Genomic DNA, 14,560 nt, shown 5'->3' on the forward strand with positions numbered 1-14,560 from the left:
TGCTGATCTAAATGCTTTTGATGCCAAACACGTAGTGTTTCAGGAGTACAACCCTTGCGCAGTATACTGCTCAGGGAGCAATAGCGGTGATCGCAGCCCAATTCGATGGATAATCTTTTTCAGATTCAATCAATAATTGAACCGCTCTTTCTCTGATTTCAGGGGTATATTTTAATTTTGTCATCGGGATAGTCTCTCAGAATATTGACTCTCCGACAAACCCGGTACGGTTCATTATTTAGACCAATGATCAAAAACTTCATTGATGACTTTATTCTCGATAAAAATCATCTGCTACCACAGAGAATCTATAAATAATACTGCGTAAGTCCTATTAAATTGAAAACAGTACTACAGCATCAGAAAGAAAAAACTAACTGATGCATCACTTACGAAATTAGTATTCGTAGTTATTATTGATTGACCATTCTTGTAATTTTCCAAACTTGATCTGGTCATTAAAAAGCAAATCATTGTTTGCTAGCGTCCTACTCTCATCTGTTGGACAGAAACCATCATCACAGTCTGAATCGACGACCCAACAACCGCGGACAAACAGGATTTCATTTCCTTCTTGCTCCAGCTGTTTTTCCACCCGTTGAATTGCTTCATCAATGTTTTTTGCGCCTAAATAAGCTGTCCGATAGGCATAGGATTCTGATGGATCCGATGCTTTTTTAAATTCAATGCCTACACAAAAAAGATGGTTTTTCATCATTTACTCCTCATTTATTTTTAGTCCAAATCTCTCATCAAACTTATTCAGATCCAGCAATTTTTTGCATCTAAAAAAACTGAACCTCTATAAAAAATAGGTCAGTAAGGAAAACCTCACTGACCTGTGTTTAAAACTTAATACGCCAATTTCAACAGCAATCTAAACAGTCCTGCGACCAAGGCCAAACTTAAAAAACCAGCCAGCCATAAGCCAATAAACCATTTCAATTCAGAAATTTTCATTCTGCCTCCTTAATGATAACCTTCATCACCCACACGCACTTTATCCCTGAAAACCCAATACGATAATCCGGTATAAATAAGAATGATCGGAATTAAAATCAATGCTCCAATTAGGGCGAACAATTGACTACTGGCAGGTGCTGCAGCCTCCCAAATGGTGACTGATGGTGGAATGACATAAGGCCATAAACTAATCAGAAAACCGCTATAAGCGAGAATTACCAAAGCCAAAGTATAAATGAATGGTAGGAACTCTTTGCGCTGCTTACAGGCTTTGATTGCCAGGAAAGTAAACAGCAGAACCAGTACGGGTACCGGGCTAAAATAAAAGAGTTGCGGTTGACTGAACCAGCGTTCTGCAATTTGAGGATGAGCCAAAGGCGTATAAATACTGACACAGGCAAAAATCATCAGTAATGAAATCAGCAGTTTTGGCATCAGTTCAAACATGCGATTCTGCAGCATTTTTTCGGTTTTAAAGATCAACCAACCACATCCTAGTGTTGCATACAGTACGACTACACTTAAACCGGTAAACAGGGAAAAAGGTGTTAACCAATCCAGACCGCCACCAGTATAGATGCCATTCGTGGTTTCAATCCCCTGAATATAGGCTCCCAAAATCAGTCCTTGGAAAAATGAGCTCAGAATGGAACCCCATATAAAAGCTTGATCCCACAGATGTTTAGTTTTATTGGCCTTAAACCTGAATTCGAATGCCACACCACGGAAAATTAAGGCAATTACCATAAGAATGATTGGCATATACAGAGCTGAAAGCACCGTAGAATACACCAAGGGAAACGCAGCAAATAATCCTGCACCACCAAGTACCATCCAGGTTTCATTACCATCCCAGACGGGCGCGACGGTATTCATCATAACATCACGTTCCTGGCGATCGGAAATAAAAGGAAATAGGATACCAATACCAAGGTCAAAGCCATCTAGCACGACATAGATCAGCACCCCTAATCCAATAATTAGAATCCAAATCAATGATAAATCGATCATTTTTGATTCTCCTGAGATTGTTTAGAACTTACTTGATCAAGATCATTCTCCTCATCAATCGTACTTAAAGGACGCTTTGATGCCTGTATGATCGCCTGCTCACTATGTGGTGCCGAATGTATAAAATCCGGGCCTTTACGCATCAGTTTCAGCATGTAGAAAATGCCAACACCGAACACAATAAAGTAGACCACCACAAAAATGATCAAGGTTAAACCTACCTGCTCTGCTGAAACGGGAGAAAGTGTATCTTTAGTACGCAATACACCATAAACAACCCAAGGTTGACGACCAACTTCAGTGGTAAACCAACCGGCAAGTAAAGCGATAAATCCTGATGGCCCCATATATAAGGCAAACTTATGCAACCATAGGGAATCATAAAACTTTCCTGTTTTTCTCAGCCATACCCCTAAAATTGCCATCAGAATCATGAGTACACCGAGCCCTACCATGATCCGGAAACTCCAGAATACAACCAGTGAGTTTGGACGGTCTTCAGGTGCAAACTCTTTTAAACCTTTGACTTCACCATCCAGAGTATGTGTCATGATCAGGCTCCCCAGATTCGGAATCCCGATCGCATATTTGGTTTCTTCAGCTTCCATATCAGGAATACCAAATAAATAGAGTGGCATACCACTATCTTTATTGGTTTCCCAGTGTCCTTCTATAGCCGCTAATTTGGCCGGTTGGTGTTCAAGCGTATTCAGGCCATGCATGTCACCTACAAACATTTGCAGAGGTGCCAAAGCAAGAATCATCCACATGGCCATGGAAAATGATTTTTTTACCAAGGCATCACGACGACCTTTTAATAAGTGGAAAGCAGCTGTTGCTGCAACTAACAAGGCTGAAACAAGGAAAGCGGCCATCGCCATATGTGCTAATCGATATGGGAAGGATGGATTAAATACAATCGCAAACCAATCTTGCGGGACGATAATACCATTTTCTATAGTAAAGCCCTGAGGGGTTTGCATCCAGCTGTTCGAGGACAGAATCCAGAACATGGATATACAGGTACCTACTGCAACCATTAGTGTTGCGAAAAAATGGGTTTTAGGCCCCACTCGGCCCCAACCAAATAGCATAATCCCCAGAAAACCGGCTTCAAGGAAAAACGCACTTAAAACCTCATAAGCGAGTAATGGTCCTGTGACACTGCCGGAAATCCGTGAAAACTCACTCCAGTTGGTACCAAACTGATAGCTCATCACCACGCCAGAGACCACGCCCATACCAAAGGACAGGGCAAAGACTTTGATCCAGAACTTAAATAAGTCCCGGTATACCGGATCATTGGTTTTAAGCCAACGCCATTCCAGAACGGCTAGAAAACTGGCTAAACCAATAGAAATGGCAGGAAAAATAATATGAAATGATACGGTAAATGCAAACTGGATACGCGCCAGTTCCAGCGCGGTTAGCCCTAAATTCATGCTGCCTCCTGCTGATCAATTGAATACAGGGAGGACATCAACAGTGCCGATTGATGCAGTGAAACTGACACACCTTGCCAGACATCGATCTTCTGGTATAGAGATGAAACCCGTATACCGGATACGCTATAGACTTTTTTGAGGGCGAACGAAACCATTATGCTGTTAGCGAACAGCGAAAACTGAATTTTCATGATTAAAACTCTTTAAGATGTTGTGTAGTGCAAACAAAACAACTGTTTGACGTGACCAATCGTGTCCTAAAAAGTCAGAGGTGGCGCTCTGCCCTGCGGCAGCAAATACAGCTTCTGCAAATTGAAATAGACATGCCGGAAGAACGACTGATAGAAATTTAGACGAACCTGAATCCAGTCCAGAACTTGATCAATGCCCAGTTTAAATGGCAGCACTAAATCACCATAAACCGTACAATATTGGCATTGATGGTTATGTTTATTGTGATCGTGGGAATGTTGAGGAATCAAATCCTTGAGCAGCTCATGATGAATCGAGTGGACATGATGATGATCAGCAGGCGAAAGAAGATTATGAGTGATTGACATACAGACCGGAGCAATGTGAAATTTTTCCGGCAACAGAGGCTGTAAATATACTGCAATTTGCAAAAGTATGGCTGCAAATGCAATAAAGATTCCACTTTGCTTCAGCAAGTTTTCTCTCGACTGGCATCGAATAAGAGGGATACGCTGAATAAAAAGATGAAATTTAAAGATAAATTCCTACTTATTTACTCAGCTTTTCATTCTATAAATATATAATATATATCAGGTTTTGAAAAGCAAAATAAATAAATAAAAAGTTAATTAAATTAAATACTTAAAATTTAAAAAACTTTCTCTTACGGTTGATGCAGGAGAAAGTTATGTATTGTACAAAGAGTGTTCAGAAGAATACTTTGCTTACTTGAAATAATTGAGAGGCAATTTTAAGTAAGATACGCCATTTTGTTCTGGCTGAAGAAAACGTCCTGCATTCATATTAATCTGAATGGATGGCAAAATCAGCTCAGGCATTCTTAAGGTTGCATCACATTTTTGACGCATTGCAACAAACTCCGCTTTTTCTGTACCAGTATGAATATGAATATTAGACTTTTTCTGAGTTTTGATATCGGTTTCACAGATGTAGTCATGACGTGATTCGGGTAAATAGTCATGACACAGGAAAACACGAGTGTCTTCAGGCAACTGATAGAGGGTCTGCACAGAATCAAATAAAGTCTCAGCACTGCCCTTCGGAAAATCACATCGTGCCGTTCCATAATCAGGCATAAACAAGGTATCACCTACAAAAACTGCATCTCCAATCACATAACTCAAGCATGCAGGAGTATGTCCAGGGGTAGGAATATTATAGGCTTGTAAATTGCCAATATGAAATTTTTCATGATCCTGGAATACATGATCAAATGTCTGGAAAGCATTGAACTGTTTGATATTAATGTTATAGATTGAGCTAAAGGTTTCCTGTACCAATGAAATCCGTTCGCTCATCGCTGTTTTACCACCGATCTGCTGTTTTAAATACTGTGCTGCTGTTAAATGATCTGCATGTACATGCGTTTCCAAAATCCACTCAACCTGTAAGCCCTGCTCTCTGACATACGCGATGATTTGCTCGGCATGCGTGGTAGATGTCACTGCTGAAGCAGAGTCATAATCGAGAACACTGTCGATAATCGCACATTGTTTTGTACCTGGATCTGAAACTACATAACTGAATGTATTTGTTTTAGGATCAAAAAATCTTTTACATTTGGTTGAGTCGACATAGTCTTACTCCTTTTTAAAATTTAGAAGCTCACAGAGCATATTTAAAACTTAGTTTTTGATACAAGGCAGGCCATTTTTCCACCAAGATTTCATACCACCTTTTAACTGTGTGACTGAATATCCCATCTTGGCCAATCTGCGTGTTGCAGGAATACTCCGGTGCGCCGATAAACAAATGGTCACCACGGGCTGATCCAGATTGAGCCCCAATGATTGTATTGTAGATTCATTCAACTGTGTAATAGGTAAATTAACAGCACCTTTTATATGACTGTGTTTAAACTCGTGAGCACTTCGGACATCAACAATCTGTACAATTTCCCGTTTCTGTAATAATTCCTGACAAGTGATTTCAGGCACCTTGCCCCAAGGTAGATACATCAGAATATTAAACATGATTTTCCTCTATTAGAACAGTTGTTATCCGCGACTTATATTTATAAGGATTTAAAATAAAAATAAGTAGTAAAATAAATATAAGCCAATCTTGGGTTAAACTTCAAATCTATCCTCATAGAAAATACAATGACTTTTTAATAACCAAACCTACAATGCAGTCCAACTTTAATAAGACCTCATTCGCTCCAGAATGATCTTACGCTTCCTATTCCATAAAGAAAAAATAAAATTATGTTTAGTAGCAGATTAAAATCGATTTTATCGTCTATTTTTCAATTATAAATTTTATATTTTGTTATACTATAACCTATGTAATGTCCATAAAAGTGTAGTGAAGTGCTCATGATGTTGGGAAGATTGCTGGGGTTATCAGCAATCTTGTTACAGATCGCTGTGTTCCTGCAGCCTTTATTGCCAGAAAAACACAGTGTTTTTTCGGTATGTAAAACTATTGCCGCAGCATTACATCTAGAAGTTACTAACGTTCATCCACACCACAGCTTCGCAACATCACATCCGCATAGCAATCAAGCCAGCGGAGCAGACCAAAGCAATGCACATATCCTCGCACATGTGCAGGATCGACATGAACATCAAGAGCGGGATGATGCACATACCGGTCATGACTGCCAGTTTTGCCTGGTGCACAGCTATACCCTACCGCTACTCGATACCAAACTCAGACTAGTACTGATCAGAACTCAGACCTTACTGCAGTTCTTCAGTACATTTGTCCCATATACGCTGTCCCCACCTACTCCCTGGTTCCTTATTCCTCAGAGCCGTGCTCCTCCTCTAACATTCATCCATTAAATCAGCAGATGTGATATCGCTGAGCAGTCTTCCTAGTTTGCGATATGGTCGAAAATATTCATCTATCCAGAATATGTAGGCAGCTCACAATCGACATCTTCAGTCACCGTAATCCTATCCGTAATAGTTAATATGACTTTTGATTTGTCTGTATCTAAATCTTTTTGAAGTCCAACTATCACAGTCTCAATGACTTTCTAATTTTTCAAAGTGTTATTACAACTTTTTAGTATATCGATAAGGAGGACACAATGATGAATCTACTTCAGCATGATCAGGCACATCACCTAAAAAGTGATTTTAATAACAACTGTTGTCTGGATTTAGCACAACAAATTGTAAGGATCCGGCAAGCTCTCAATATTTCACAGACAGAACTAGCATCAAAACTGTGTATTTCCGCCCGTACCTTAGAAAGTTGGGAACGTGGAGTTCGTCATCCCTCAAGCTCAGCCCAAGCTTTGTTGAAACTCTTTATCAAGTCACCTCAGTTTGTTTTGGAAAATCTTGCTTGAATAGTATTAGCTATGTTTTTGAATAGTTTTTGTCACTACAAGCTTAACTTATAAATCATCATGAACCGATACATACCTATAAAGAGCAGTAGTATCGGTTTGGTTTGGAGAAATCTTTATGGTAATTGTAATTACATCACAGAACCGACGTCATATTACTCCGCACGCTGGGAAATGCCGAAAATTCTGGAAATATGAGCTCAAAGATGGGAAAGTTATGGACAAACAGCTCATTGAGGTGGAGAAAGAAGCATCATTTTCTCAGTCGGGTGAGGTGCTAGAAAAACTGTTACCTATGGATATTTTCGTAACTACAGGGATGGGGGACAGATTACGAGAAAAACTCAAAAATATTGGCGTACATGTTATTGTGACTGGCGAAATTGATCCTGATAATTTTATTAAGAGTTTAGTTTAACTCGCCCGCCTACCTCTGCGCTTTCGTTAAATGCTTTAGATTATTTTCTGTGTATGCTTGAATAAAATCTGAAACCATAGTTAAAGTTTCCCTTAAAAGTTAATGGAAACTTTCGCTGATAAAATACATCTTACCTAACTGCTATTTGATCAAAACATTAAATTGTCTAGGTTTGAAATAGGTTGACACTATATTTCATATAAATGCCTGACGAATTTCATCAGGCATTTTTTATTTGTAAGACAGATGCTTCTAATAAATTACAAAAGGAAAACCTTCTCAATCAAATGAAGGCCTTTCCTAAAATTAACTATTGTGAAGTATATGACCCATCTACTACATACTGGCTGCCCGTTACAAAAGATGCATCATCAGAGAGTAAGAAAGCAACGACCTGTGCAACTTCTTCCGGATTTCCTAAACGACCAACTGGATGCAATTTTATCAGTTCAGCTTCATCAAACTCACCAATTAAAGGCGTTTTAATATAACCAGGATGTACTGAATTAATACGAATACCCTTTTTAGCATATTCTAGCGAAGCCGTTTTAGTAAGCCCGGTTACACCATGCTTAGCTGCAACATAACCAGAAATATTTTCAGTCCCAACTAAACCTAAAATTGATGCTGTATTCACAATTGCACCACCGCCGGCTGCCAATATTGCAGGGATTTGATAATGTAGGCCATAAAAGACCGCATTCAAATTAATATCAATCACACGACGCCAAGCTTCAATACTTAAATTTGCAATTGGCTGAACGTCACCCAATATTCCAGCATTGTTAAAAGCTAAATGAAGGGCACCATACGTGCTAATTGAAAATTCAACCGCTGCTTTCATGTCTTCAGGTTCAGCCGTATTGGCTTTATTCGCAGCCGCTTTACCGCCTAAAGATACAATTTCCTCAGCAACTTTCTGTGCTGCTTCAAAGTTAATATCCGAGACTACAACACTTGCACCCTGCTTCGCTAAAAGCATAGCTGTGCTTTTCCCAATTCCAGAACCCGCACCAGTAACTAGGGCAACTTTATTTTTGAACCGATTTGACATAATAAAACCTCTTTCTTAAAGTACTGCAATGCTGAATATTTGCATCACATTTAAGAATTCACTTGTTTTTACTTCATCACTTGTATCGCAAATTGAATAACATGGCATTTACCACAATGTAATTCTCCCTCCTGTCTTTCTTGCTCTCCAACATAAAAATGATGGATATGATCCTGCTTGAAAACCTGCAAAATATCCCACGGATCGTATAAATATTCGATATTTTTAGGGCCACCAGTTTTATAGTTGATCTGCTCCTTGGAATACAGCTCACCGATAAACCATCCACCGTTTAGCAAGGACTTTCTTATGCCTTCTAAAACCTGTTTTTGCGTTTCTGTATCGAAATGACCAAATACACAAATCACGTTTTGATAACGCTCGGACGGCCATTTCGCTGCTGTTAAATCAACATGTCGGAGTTCAAGCTTTATCCCTGTAGCTTCGGCTTTGCTGGACAGATGCTTCAAAGCAACATCGGAATAATCCCAAACTTCCGCCGAAAAAGGATAATTATACTGTCTTGCCTGCTCAGCCAGGTAAAGGATATTCCTTCCTTCTCCTTCAGCAATTGCCAGTGTTTTACCTTCTATCAGGATTTCCCCCGCAATCTCCTGAATAAACAGGTTTGCTGCTGTGCCGTATAGGTCCTGCGTCTGGGCATACAATTCATTCCAGTGCTGACTCATTTCATCCCTCCATTTACTTGACTATCCAATCAGTTGGAAAACTCTTTGAATGCTTCCAGCGCATTTGCAGCATACATCAATGAAGGTCCACCGCCCATATACACCGCAACGCCCAGAACTTCCTCCAGCTCCTGTAGGGTCATGCCCATTTTGACCAGGGTCCTGACATGAAAACCGATACAACCATCACAACGTGCAGCCACACCAATCGCCAAGGCAATCAATTCCTTGGTTTTTAGATCAATCACACCATCATGCATTGCGATCTGGGATAATTGATTGAAACTTTTCATTAAATCTGGTGAATCCTGGCTTAGAGTTCTTAAACTACCTGAAATATTTTGGGTTAATTCTTTGTATTTCATAATTTTTTCTCAAATTAAAAATCAACAATCAAGTTTTTATATTCAAAAGCTTATTTTTCTACCGGATAGCCCTGTTCCAGCCAAGCCTGATAGCCACCTTGAACCGACTTCACCTGAGTAAATCCCATATTCTGTAAAGTATCGGTTGCCAATGCTGAACGTCCACCCGTGCCACAGATCAAATAGATCGGCTGATCTTTTAGATGTTCCAGTGCCTGCATGGTATCGCAATGATGGCTAACCAAAGGATGCTGGTGAATCCTCATTTCTAAAACACCACGAGGATAATTCACCGCCCGGTCTATCGCTGCCGCCTGAAATTCATCCGGTTCCCGAACATCAATCAGAATGGTTTTATGGTTTTTCATCGCTTCAAACAGTTCAGCTACACTCACTTCCTGAATCCGGTTTTTCGCATTCCGGATCAATTGCTCTGCAGTTTTCATCATTTTCATTCTTCCTCGCTCATCAAAATCAGCTTCATTTGTTATAAATGCTAGTTCAGCAGCTAAAAAACGCTTTGTTGTAGCTCCCACCCCGGCTGTTTCAGCACTGTTGCAGTGATCACTGCTATTGCAAACCGTCAGTTTGATAAAATTATTTCAGACTGTACACCTGTTTGATATTCATTCAGATGACAGAAAAATAGGGTATTTATCTGTCATCCAGAATCTGACCTTCTATTTTTATCCGTAAAAAATTTCACGGGACTAGCCCATGAGTGCTGAATAAATTAAATACACAGCTACCCCAATCACAGTTGTGGCAAAAATCTTCTGAACCCGGTTACTTTCAATTCGGTGCATCAGACTGCGTCCAATTAACATCCCTACAATACAGGCCAGAACAAAAGTCAGCGTGACCGAAACAGGATATTGAAAGCCATCTAGCACGTGTGCAGAAATACTGACACCACCAATCAGGAAAATAATCATTAGAGAAGTCGCAACGATACTGCGCATATCGAGGTCGGTGAATTTACGCAGTGCCGGGACAATCACAAAACCGCCGCCCACCCCGAGCAAGCCAGTCAGCAAACCCGCCACTACGCCAATACCGGCGAGGAACGAGGCCGTTTTCACATTCCAGATCAGGCGACCGGTCGTTTGATTGACCTTACACGGTGGATTCTCATGGTCATTAACTTTGTTAAAGAAGATCCGGTAAGCCACAATCAACATGACTAGACTGAAAGCCATCGTCAGCCAGACCGGAGAAACAATACCAGCCAGATTTACGCCATAGCGTGCTGAAGGAATACTGATCAGGGCGATCCAGAGCGCAGCGCGATAACGTACAATACGCTTGAATAAACCCTCGAACGTTCCGACCAAGGCAGACAGAGTCACTGCCAGCAAGCCCACAGGCGCAGCCTGTGCCACGGTCCAGCCCTGACTCGCCATCAGTGCCGGTACAGCCAGAATGCCGCCACCAGCACCGGTTAAACCCAGCAAGCCACCGATGGCCAACCCTTCCAGTATTAACACCCACATAGCCACTGTTCCTCTCTTTGCTAATGCAATTAAACAAAAGACAAACCTTTTTGTTTAATCTTGAAACATGCCTATTTGAAGTAATTAAGCGGAAGTTTTAAATAAGAAACCCCATTCTGTTCTGGCGTTGGGAACTGTCCTGCTTTCATATTGATCTGAATCGAAGGCAGAATCAGCTTCGGCATGCTGAGTCCTGAATCCCGCTGGTTTCGCATCTGAGCAAATTCAGTTTTACTGACTCCCTCGTGAATATGGATATTCTGTGTTTTCTGAGCCTGAATAGTGGTTTCACACACATACGATTCACGTGTTTCAGGCAAATAGTCATGACATAAAAAGACCCGTGTATCTTCTGGGAGCTGATACAGGCTTTGTACCGAATCAAAAAGCTTTTCTGCACTACCTTTTGGAAAATCACAACGGGCCGTACCATAGTCCGGCATAAACAGCGTGTCGCCGACAAAGACTGCATCTTCAACCACATAGCTCAGGCAAGCAGGCGTATGCCCCGGTGTTGCTATGTTATAAACATCCAGCTCACCGATTTTGAAATGCTCACCATCTTCAAATAAATGATCAAATGGCTGACTAGCATTCACCTGCTTGAGATCCAGATTATAAATTGCAGCAAAGGTCTGCTGCACCACAGCGATTTTCTGGCTGATTGCAATTTTTCCGCCCAGTTCCTGTTTCAAATACTGGGCTGCAGTCAAGTGATCTGCATGAACATGGGTTTCCAAAATCCATTCCACGTCTAAAGTCTGTGCTTTGACATAGGCAATGATACGATCTGCCTGTGTGGTTGAAGTGGTTGCAGATGCCGCATCATAATCCAGCACACTGTCAATGATGGCACAGCGCTTTGTTATTGGATCGGATACCACGTAACTGAAGGTATTGGTCGCCTCGTCAAAAAAATCCTGTACCAGTGGGTGTTTTGCCATCGTTATTCTCCAGCCCATTTACGGTGCAGCAATACGCCAATCAACATCGCGATAATAAAATAGAAGACCTGGTAATGCCCCAGGCCAATCAAGGTGAAACTTGGTGCTGGACATACCCCAGCAATCCCCCAGCCGATACCAAACAACAGGCTGCCAATGATTAAGCGTGGATCAAGTTTTTGACTGGTGGGCAATACAATAGGTTCGTTAAATACGGTTTTCGGTGCTGCAGAACGCATGGCTTTTTGAAAGGGAATAAATGCCACGGCAATTGCACCCATCATCACAAAGGCCAGACTGGCATCCCAGTCACCAAACAGATCCAGGAAATCCAGCACTTTTTCCGGATTGGACATGCCTGAAACCATCAGTCCGACAGAAAAAAGAGCACCAAAAATAAAAGCTAAAATATTTTTCATTTTAAAATGCTCCAGTCACGTGACGAACAATATAAACAGTGACAAAACCAGCAAACATGAAACTCATGGTGGCCACGATGGAACGTTTAGACAAACGACTCATCCCGCAAATGCCATGACCGCTGGTACAGCCTGAACCTAAGCGGGTACCAAAGCCGACCAAGAGACCCGCAACCACCAGCATCAGCGGACTCGCATTCAATTCAATTTCTGGCTGAACAAACAGTCCATAGATAAATGGCACCGTGATTAAACCCGCCATGAACCAAATCGCAGATGTTTTAAACATCATTTTAGGATTCAGCACCTGTCCGATTAAGCCACTGATGCCTGCGATACGACCATGCACATACAGGTAACCAACGACCGATACACCGAGCATCAAACCGCCGAGAAAAGCAATCAGGAAATCATGCATAGCGAGTCTACTTAAGTTTACAATATATTTATATATAATATATAATATATAATATTAATCAAGCACTCTGTGATATTCTTTCATAAATGATTTTTAACTATGCAGGACTGAAGGAGATCGTAATGAATACTGGAACTAATCAGGCTAAAATTGATTTTTCGGAAGTCGATATAGTCACAAACTACTTAAAAGTCTTATCAAATCCTGACCGCCTAAAAATTTTATGTGTCTTGGTAGAAGGCGAACTCAATGTACAGAAAATTGAGGAAAGCACTGATATTCATCAACCAACACTGTCCCAACAACTGACTGTACTGCGTAAAAATAATATGGTCAGCACTCGTCGTGAAGGTAAACAGATTTTCTATCAAGTATCTGACCCCAGAATCCTGACGATTATGCAAACCCTGCATCAGTTATATTGTGCTGCTTAAGCCTGTTTTTCACTCTAACTTGTAACTTTGCTCTGCAATATTCCTCAGATATGAAGAACATTTTTGTTTCGCCACCTTTCGATATTACGCATACACTCATTTATGAATCCATTGATCATAAAATGGCACTCAAACTGGCGGGTAGTAAAGCATTTCCAGACCTGTCACATCTCATTAAATTGGCTGAAAGTGATCAATTTAGAATTAGAAATCCCAAAGCAATCATAGAGTCCTTGAGCGAAAATATATTGGACTATCTTCGTGCATCAAATGAGGTTCAATTATTCGATGGATTGCGGACATCTATAGAACTTTCAATTTCAAATGTTATGGCGACAGGCCTTGGCACCCAACATTATCGACATGATAAAAAGAAGTAATTTAAATGGTGTAATGAAAAATCCTGTAAAAAGACTCAAAATCTTGCAATAAGTACAAGGGCAACGTAAGATGAGGAGTGAAGTCATTTTAAATTCCTTGTACGGCAATTTGCATTACATGGAACAAACCCACAATAGTTACCGCTATTGTGGGTCATTAGCCCCTCTTCTTAACTAAGTTATAAGAAAAATACCTCTATCATTCGATTGATTCCTTTATATAAATAATAAAGTAAATATATGTTTTCGATGAAGCTTTATAAAATTCAGTATTAGACCTGTAGGGAAAACTTATCAAACGAAGTATTAGTTAATCCTTTTCTTCAACTTCTTCCTTAAACTCAAACAAATCATTCATCGTACAGTTAAAGTACTTACACAACTTATCGGCGACTGGTAATTCAATACGTACAGCACGGTCATAATACATACTTGTGAGCGTATTGCGATTGATACCTGTTGCATGCACCACTTCACTTAATTTTAAAATTTTTCTATCGCCCATGAGGCTAGATAACTTACAAGTAATCATATTTAAATTAATTTACAAAAAATAACTTGCTGCGGGTTATTTAAAGTTGTTGCCTGAGTAATACTTTGCTAAAATTAACCTACAGCAGGTTATTAAAACTTATAGAAAGTATATTTTATCCATTTCAATTAAATTATAACTTTTTAAGTATAAGGATTGAACCTGCACTAGATTATTTTGTGGAGATGACCGCCGTGTTAACAAATGAGTTATTGATCAGCCAGCAAGCTCGTGACTTAGGAAATCAATTAATTAAAGAAATGAACATCAATAGAAGTTATGGAATGGCTAATTTTCTTGGAGTAAATACTTGCTATGATAATCATCAGGCTGTACTTATTTGGACATTTCAACTGCTTGAAAGGGAACCTGCCTTAAATGAATTAGCAGAAATTAAAAAATATTTTCTTTTAATCTTTCCAGATAGTGTTTATCAATTAGCCTAAGTTGTATTTAAAAATTAATTTTTTAAATAAAA

The 14,560-nt window shown here is 40.1% G+C and carries 21 protein-coding genes and 2 pseudogenes; 6 read left to right on the forward strand and 17 right to left on the reverse strand.

Features of this window, described 5'->3' with window-relative positions; all coding sequences use genetic code 11:
* The 8 genes and pseudogenes from DPG01_RS16940 to DPG01_RS16980 all read right to left on the reverse strand — a co-directional run.
* Positions 1 to 184: pseudogene (locus DPG01_RS16940) on the reverse strand (IS3 family transposase); the annotation flags it as partial.
* A gap of 213 nt (positions 185 to 397) precedes the next feature.
* Positions 398 to 715 (reverse strand): hypothetical protein, encoded by a 318-nt coding sequence (locus DPG01_RS16945; RefSeq protein WP_110975860.1) that lies wholly within the window; start codon positions 713 to 715, stop codon positions 398 to 400.
* A gap of 137 nt (positions 716 to 852) precedes the next feature.
* Positions 853 to 960, reverse strand: coding sequence for a DUF2474 family protein (locus tag DPG01_RS16950; protein WP_004973777.1), 108 nt, complete (start codon positions 958 to 960; stop codon positions 853 to 855).
* Between the two features lie 9 nt (positions 961 to 969).
* Positions 970 to 1,974: a cytochrome d ubiquinol oxidase subunit II gene (gene cydB / locus DPG01_RS16955; protein ID WP_110975861.1), complete on the reverse strand. Its 1,005-nt coding sequence runs from the start codon at positions 1,972 to 1,974 to the stop codon at positions 970 to 972.
* Positions 1,971 to 3,416, reverse strand: a complete 1,446-nt coding sequence (locus DPG01_RS16960) for a cytochrome ubiquinol oxidase subunit I (protein WP_110975862.1) — start codon at positions 3,414 to 3,416, stop codon at positions 1,971 to 1,973. The genes cydB and DPG01_RS16960 overlap by 4 nt, the downstream gene beginning before the upstream one ends.
* Before the next feature lie 260 nt (positions 3,417 to 3,676).
* Positions 3,677 to 4,087, reverse strand: a complete 411-nt coding sequence (locus tag DPG01_RS16970) for a DUF2946 domain-containing protein (RefSeq protein WP_110975864.1) — start codon at positions 4,085 to 4,087, stop codon at positions 3,677 to 3,679.
* A gap of 249 nt (positions 4,088 to 4,336) precedes the next feature.
* Positions 4,337 to 5,188, reverse strand: a pseudogene (locus DPG01_RS16975) (MBL fold metallo-hydrolase); the annotation flags it as partial.
* A gap of 69 nt (positions 5,189 to 5,257) precedes the next feature.
* On the reverse strand, positions 5,258 to 5,605 hold the full coding sequence (locus tag DPG01_RS16980; RefSeq protein WP_110975865.1) for a rhodanese-like domain-containing protein: 348 nt from the start codon (positions 5,603 to 5,605) through the stop codon (positions 5,258 to 5,260).
* A 396-nt stretch (positions 5,606 to 6,001) separates the two neighbouring features.
* Here DPG01_RS16980 and DPG01_RS18745 point away from each other — a divergent pair, with 396 nt between their 5' ends.
* The 3 genes from DPG01_RS18745 (at position 6,002) to DPG01_RS16990 (ending at position 7,354) form a co-directional block, all read left to right on the forward strand.
* On the forward strand, positions 6,002 to 6,421 hold the full coding sequence (locus tag DPG01_RS18745) for a DUF2946 domain-containing protein (RefSeq protein WP_162622361.1): 420 nt from the start codon (positions 6,002 to 6,004) through the stop codon (positions 6,419 to 6,421).
* Between the two features lie 254 nt (positions 6,422 to 6,675).
* Entirely contained in the window at positions 6,676 to 6,936 is a 261-nt protein-coding gene (locus DPG01_RS16985) for a helix-turn-helix domain-containing protein (RefSeq protein WP_086374386.1), read from the forward strand.
* A gap of 118 nt (positions 6,937 to 7,054) precedes the next feature.
* Positions 7,055 to 7,354 (forward strand): NifB/NifX family molybdenum-iron cluster-binding protein, encoded by a 300-nt coding sequence (locus DPG01_RS16990; protein WP_068911067.1) that lies wholly within the window; start codon positions 7,055 to 7,057, stop codon positions 7,352 to 7,354.
* A 310-nt stretch (positions 7,355 to 7,664) separates the two neighbouring features.
* Here the strand turns inward: DPG01_RS16990 and DPG01_RS16995 are convergent, their stop codons facing one another.
* From DPG01_RS16995 to DPG01_RS17030, 8 genes are all read right to left on the reverse strand, one after another.
* Complete coding sequence (locus DPG01_RS16995) at positions 7,665 to 8,408, reverse strand: SDR family NAD(P)-dependent oxidoreductase (protein ID WP_068911066.1); 744 nt, start codon at positions 8,406 to 8,408, stop codon at positions 7,665 to 7,667.
* 68 nt (positions 8,409 to 8,476) lie between these two features.
* Positions 8,477 to 9,097, reverse strand: a complete 621-nt coding sequence (locus DPG01_RS17000) for a class I SAM-dependent methyltransferase (protein WP_074947810.1) — start codon at positions 9,095 to 9,097, stop codon at positions 8,477 to 8,479.
* A gap of 29 nt (positions 9,098 to 9,126) precedes the next feature.
* Positions 9,127 to 9,462, reverse strand: a complete 336-nt coding sequence (locus tag DPG01_RS17005; RefSeq protein WP_110975866.1) for a carboxymuconolactone decarboxylase family protein — start codon at positions 9,460 to 9,462, stop codon at positions 9,127 to 9,129.
* A gap of 50 nt (positions 9,463 to 9,512) precedes the next feature.
* Entirely contained in the window at positions 9,513 to 9,908 is a 396-nt protein-coding gene (locus DPG01_RS17010) for a rhodanese-like domain-containing protein (RefSeq protein WP_074947821.1), read from the reverse strand.
* Between the two features lie 264 nt (positions 9,909 to 10,172).
* Positions 10,173 to 10,955, reverse strand: a complete 783-nt coding sequence (locus tag DPG01_RS17015) for a sulfite exporter TauE/SafE family protein (RefSeq protein ID WP_110975867.1) — start codon at positions 10,953 to 10,955, stop codon at positions 10,173 to 10,175.
* A 71-nt stretch (positions 10,956 to 11,026) separates the two neighbouring features.
* Positions 11,027 to 11,899 carry an MBL fold metallo-hydrolase gene (locus DPG01_RS17020; RefSeq protein WP_026444431.1) on the reverse strand — a complete coding sequence of 291 codons (873 nt, stop codon included), beginning with the start codon at positions 11,897 to 11,899 and terminating at the stop codon, positions 11,027 to 11,029.
* A gap of 2 nt (positions 11,900 to 11,901) precedes the next feature.
* Complete coding sequence (locus tag DPG01_RS17025; RefSeq protein ID WP_016165475.1) at positions 11,902 to 12,318, reverse strand: YeeE/YedE family protein; 417 nt, start codon at positions 12,316 to 12,318, stop codon at positions 11,902 to 11,904.
* Position 12,319: 1 nt separating this feature from the next.
* Positions 12,320 to 12,736 carry a YeeE/YedE family protein gene (locus tag DPG01_RS17030; protein ID WP_016165476.1) on the reverse strand — a complete coding sequence of 139 codons (417 nt, stop codon included), beginning with the start codon at positions 12,734 to 12,736 and terminating at the stop codon, positions 12,320 to 12,322.
* A gap of 122 nt (positions 12,737 to 12,858) precedes the next feature.
* On the opposite strand from DPG01_RS17030, the gene DPG01_RS17035 reads away from it, so the two are divergent.
* Complete coding sequence (locus DPG01_RS17035; protein ID WP_016165477.1) at positions 12,859 to 13,170, forward strand: ArsR/SmtB family transcription factor; 312 nt, start codon at positions 12,859 to 12,861, stop codon at positions 13,168 to 13,170.
* A gap of 122 nt (positions 13,171 to 13,292) precedes the next feature.
* Positions 13,293 to 13,550 carry a hypothetical protein gene (locus DPG01_RS17040; protein ID WP_228157021.1) on the forward strand — a complete coding sequence of 86 codons (258 nt, stop codon included), beginning with the start codon at positions 13,293 to 13,295 and terminating at the stop codon, positions 13,548 to 13,550.
* A gap of 310 nt (positions 13,551 to 13,860) precedes the next feature.
* Here the strand turns inward: DPG01_RS17040 and DPG01_RS17045 are convergent, their stop codons facing one another.
* Positions 13,861 to 14,082: a helix-turn-helix domain-containing protein gene (locus tag DPG01_RS17045; protein ID WP_004658364.1), complete on the reverse strand. Its 222-nt coding sequence runs from the start codon at positions 14,080 to 14,082 to the stop codon at positions 13,861 to 13,863.
* Between the two features lie 194 nt (positions 14,083 to 14,276).
* On the opposite strand from DPG01_RS17045, the gene DPG01_RS17050 reads away from it, so the two are divergent.
* Positions 14,277 to 14,528 carry a hypothetical protein gene (locus DPG01_RS17050; RefSeq protein ID WP_004758991.1) on the forward strand — a complete coding sequence of 84 codons (252 nt, stop codon included), beginning with the start codon at positions 14,277 to 14,279 and terminating at the stop codon, positions 14,526 to 14,528.
* Positions 14,529 to 14,560: the final 32 nt, after the last annotated feature.

It is taken from the genome of Acinetobacter sp. WCHAc060042 (genome assembly GCF_003231195.1).
In the GTDB taxonomy this organism is placed as follows: domain Bacteria; phylum Pseudomonadota; class Gammaproteobacteria; order Pseudomonadales; family Moraxellaceae; genus Acinetobacter.

Bases quoted from the DNA above. Each gene is read 5' to 3' on its own strand.
- DPG01_RS16945 (WP_110975860.1), bottom strand. From the start codon at position 715: ATGAAAAACCATCTTTTTTGTGTAGGCATTGAATTTAAAAAAGCATCG.
- DPG01_RS16950 (WP_004973777.1), bottom strand. From the start codon at position 960: ATGAAAATTTCTGAATTGAAATGGTTTATTGGCTTATGGCTGGCTGGT.
- cydB (WP_110975861.1), bottom strand. From the start codon at position 1,974: ATGATCGATTTATCATTGATTTGGATTCTAATTATTGGATTAGGGGTG.
- DPG01_RS16960 (WP_110975862.1), bottom strand. From the start codon at position 3,416: ATGAATTTAGGGCTAACCGCGCTGGAACTGGCGCGTATCCAGTTTGCA.
- DPG01_RS16980 (WP_110975865.1), bottom strand. From the start codon at position 5,605: ATGTTTAATATTCTGATGTATCTACCTTGGGGCAAGGTGCCTGAAATC.
- DPG01_RS16985 (WP_086374386.1), top strand. From the start codon at position 6,676: ATGAATCTACTTCAGCATGATCAGGCACATCACCTAAAAAGTGATTTT.
- DPG01_RS16990 (WP_068911067.1), top strand. From the start codon at position 7,055: ATGGTAATTGTAATTACATCACAGAACCGACGTCATATTACTCCGCAC.
- DPG01_RS16995 (WP_068911066.1), bottom strand. From the start codon at position 8,408: ATGTCAAATCGGTTCAAAAATAAAGTTGCCCTAGTTACTGGTGCGGGT.
- DPG01_RS17000 (WP_074947810.1), bottom strand. From the start codon at position 9,097: ATGAGTCAGCACTGGAATGAATTGTATGCCCAGACGCAGGACCTATAC.
- DPG01_RS17005 (WP_110975866.1), bottom strand. From the start codon at position 9,462: ATGAAATACAAAGAATTAACCCAAAATATTTCAGGTAGTTTAAGAACT.
- DPG01_RS17010 (WP_074947821.1), bottom strand. From the start codon at position 9,908: ATGAAAACTGCAGAGCAATTGATCCGGAATGCGAAAAACCGGATTCAG.
- DPG01_RS17015 (WP_110975867.1), bottom strand. From the start codon at position 10,955: ATGTGGGTGTTAATACTGGAAGGGTTGGCCATCGGTGGCTTGCTGGGT.
- DPG01_RS17020 (WP_026444431.1), bottom strand. From the start codon at position 11,899: ATGGCAAAACACCCACTGGTACAGGATTTTTTTGACGAGGCGACCAAT.
- DPG01_RS17025 (WP_016165475.1), bottom strand. From the start codon at position 12,318: ATGAAAAATATTTTAGCTTTTATTTTTGGTGCTCTTTTTTCTGTCGGA.
- DPG01_RS17030 (WP_016165476.1), bottom strand. From the start codon at position 12,736: ATGCATGATTTCCTGATTGCTTTTCTCGGCGGTTTGATGCTCGGTGTA.
- DPG01_RS17035 (WP_016165477.1), top strand. From the start codon at position 12,859: ATGAATACTGGAACTAATCAGGCTAAAATTGATTTTTCGGAAGTCGAT.
- DPG01_RS17040 (WP_228157021.1), top strand. From the start codon at position 13,293: ATGGCACTCAAACTGGCGGGTAGTAAAGCATTTCCAGACCTGTCACAT.
- DPG01_RS17045 (WP_004658364.1), bottom strand. From the start codon at position 14,082: ATGATTACTTGTAAGTTATCTAGCCTCATGGGCGATAGAAAAATTTTA.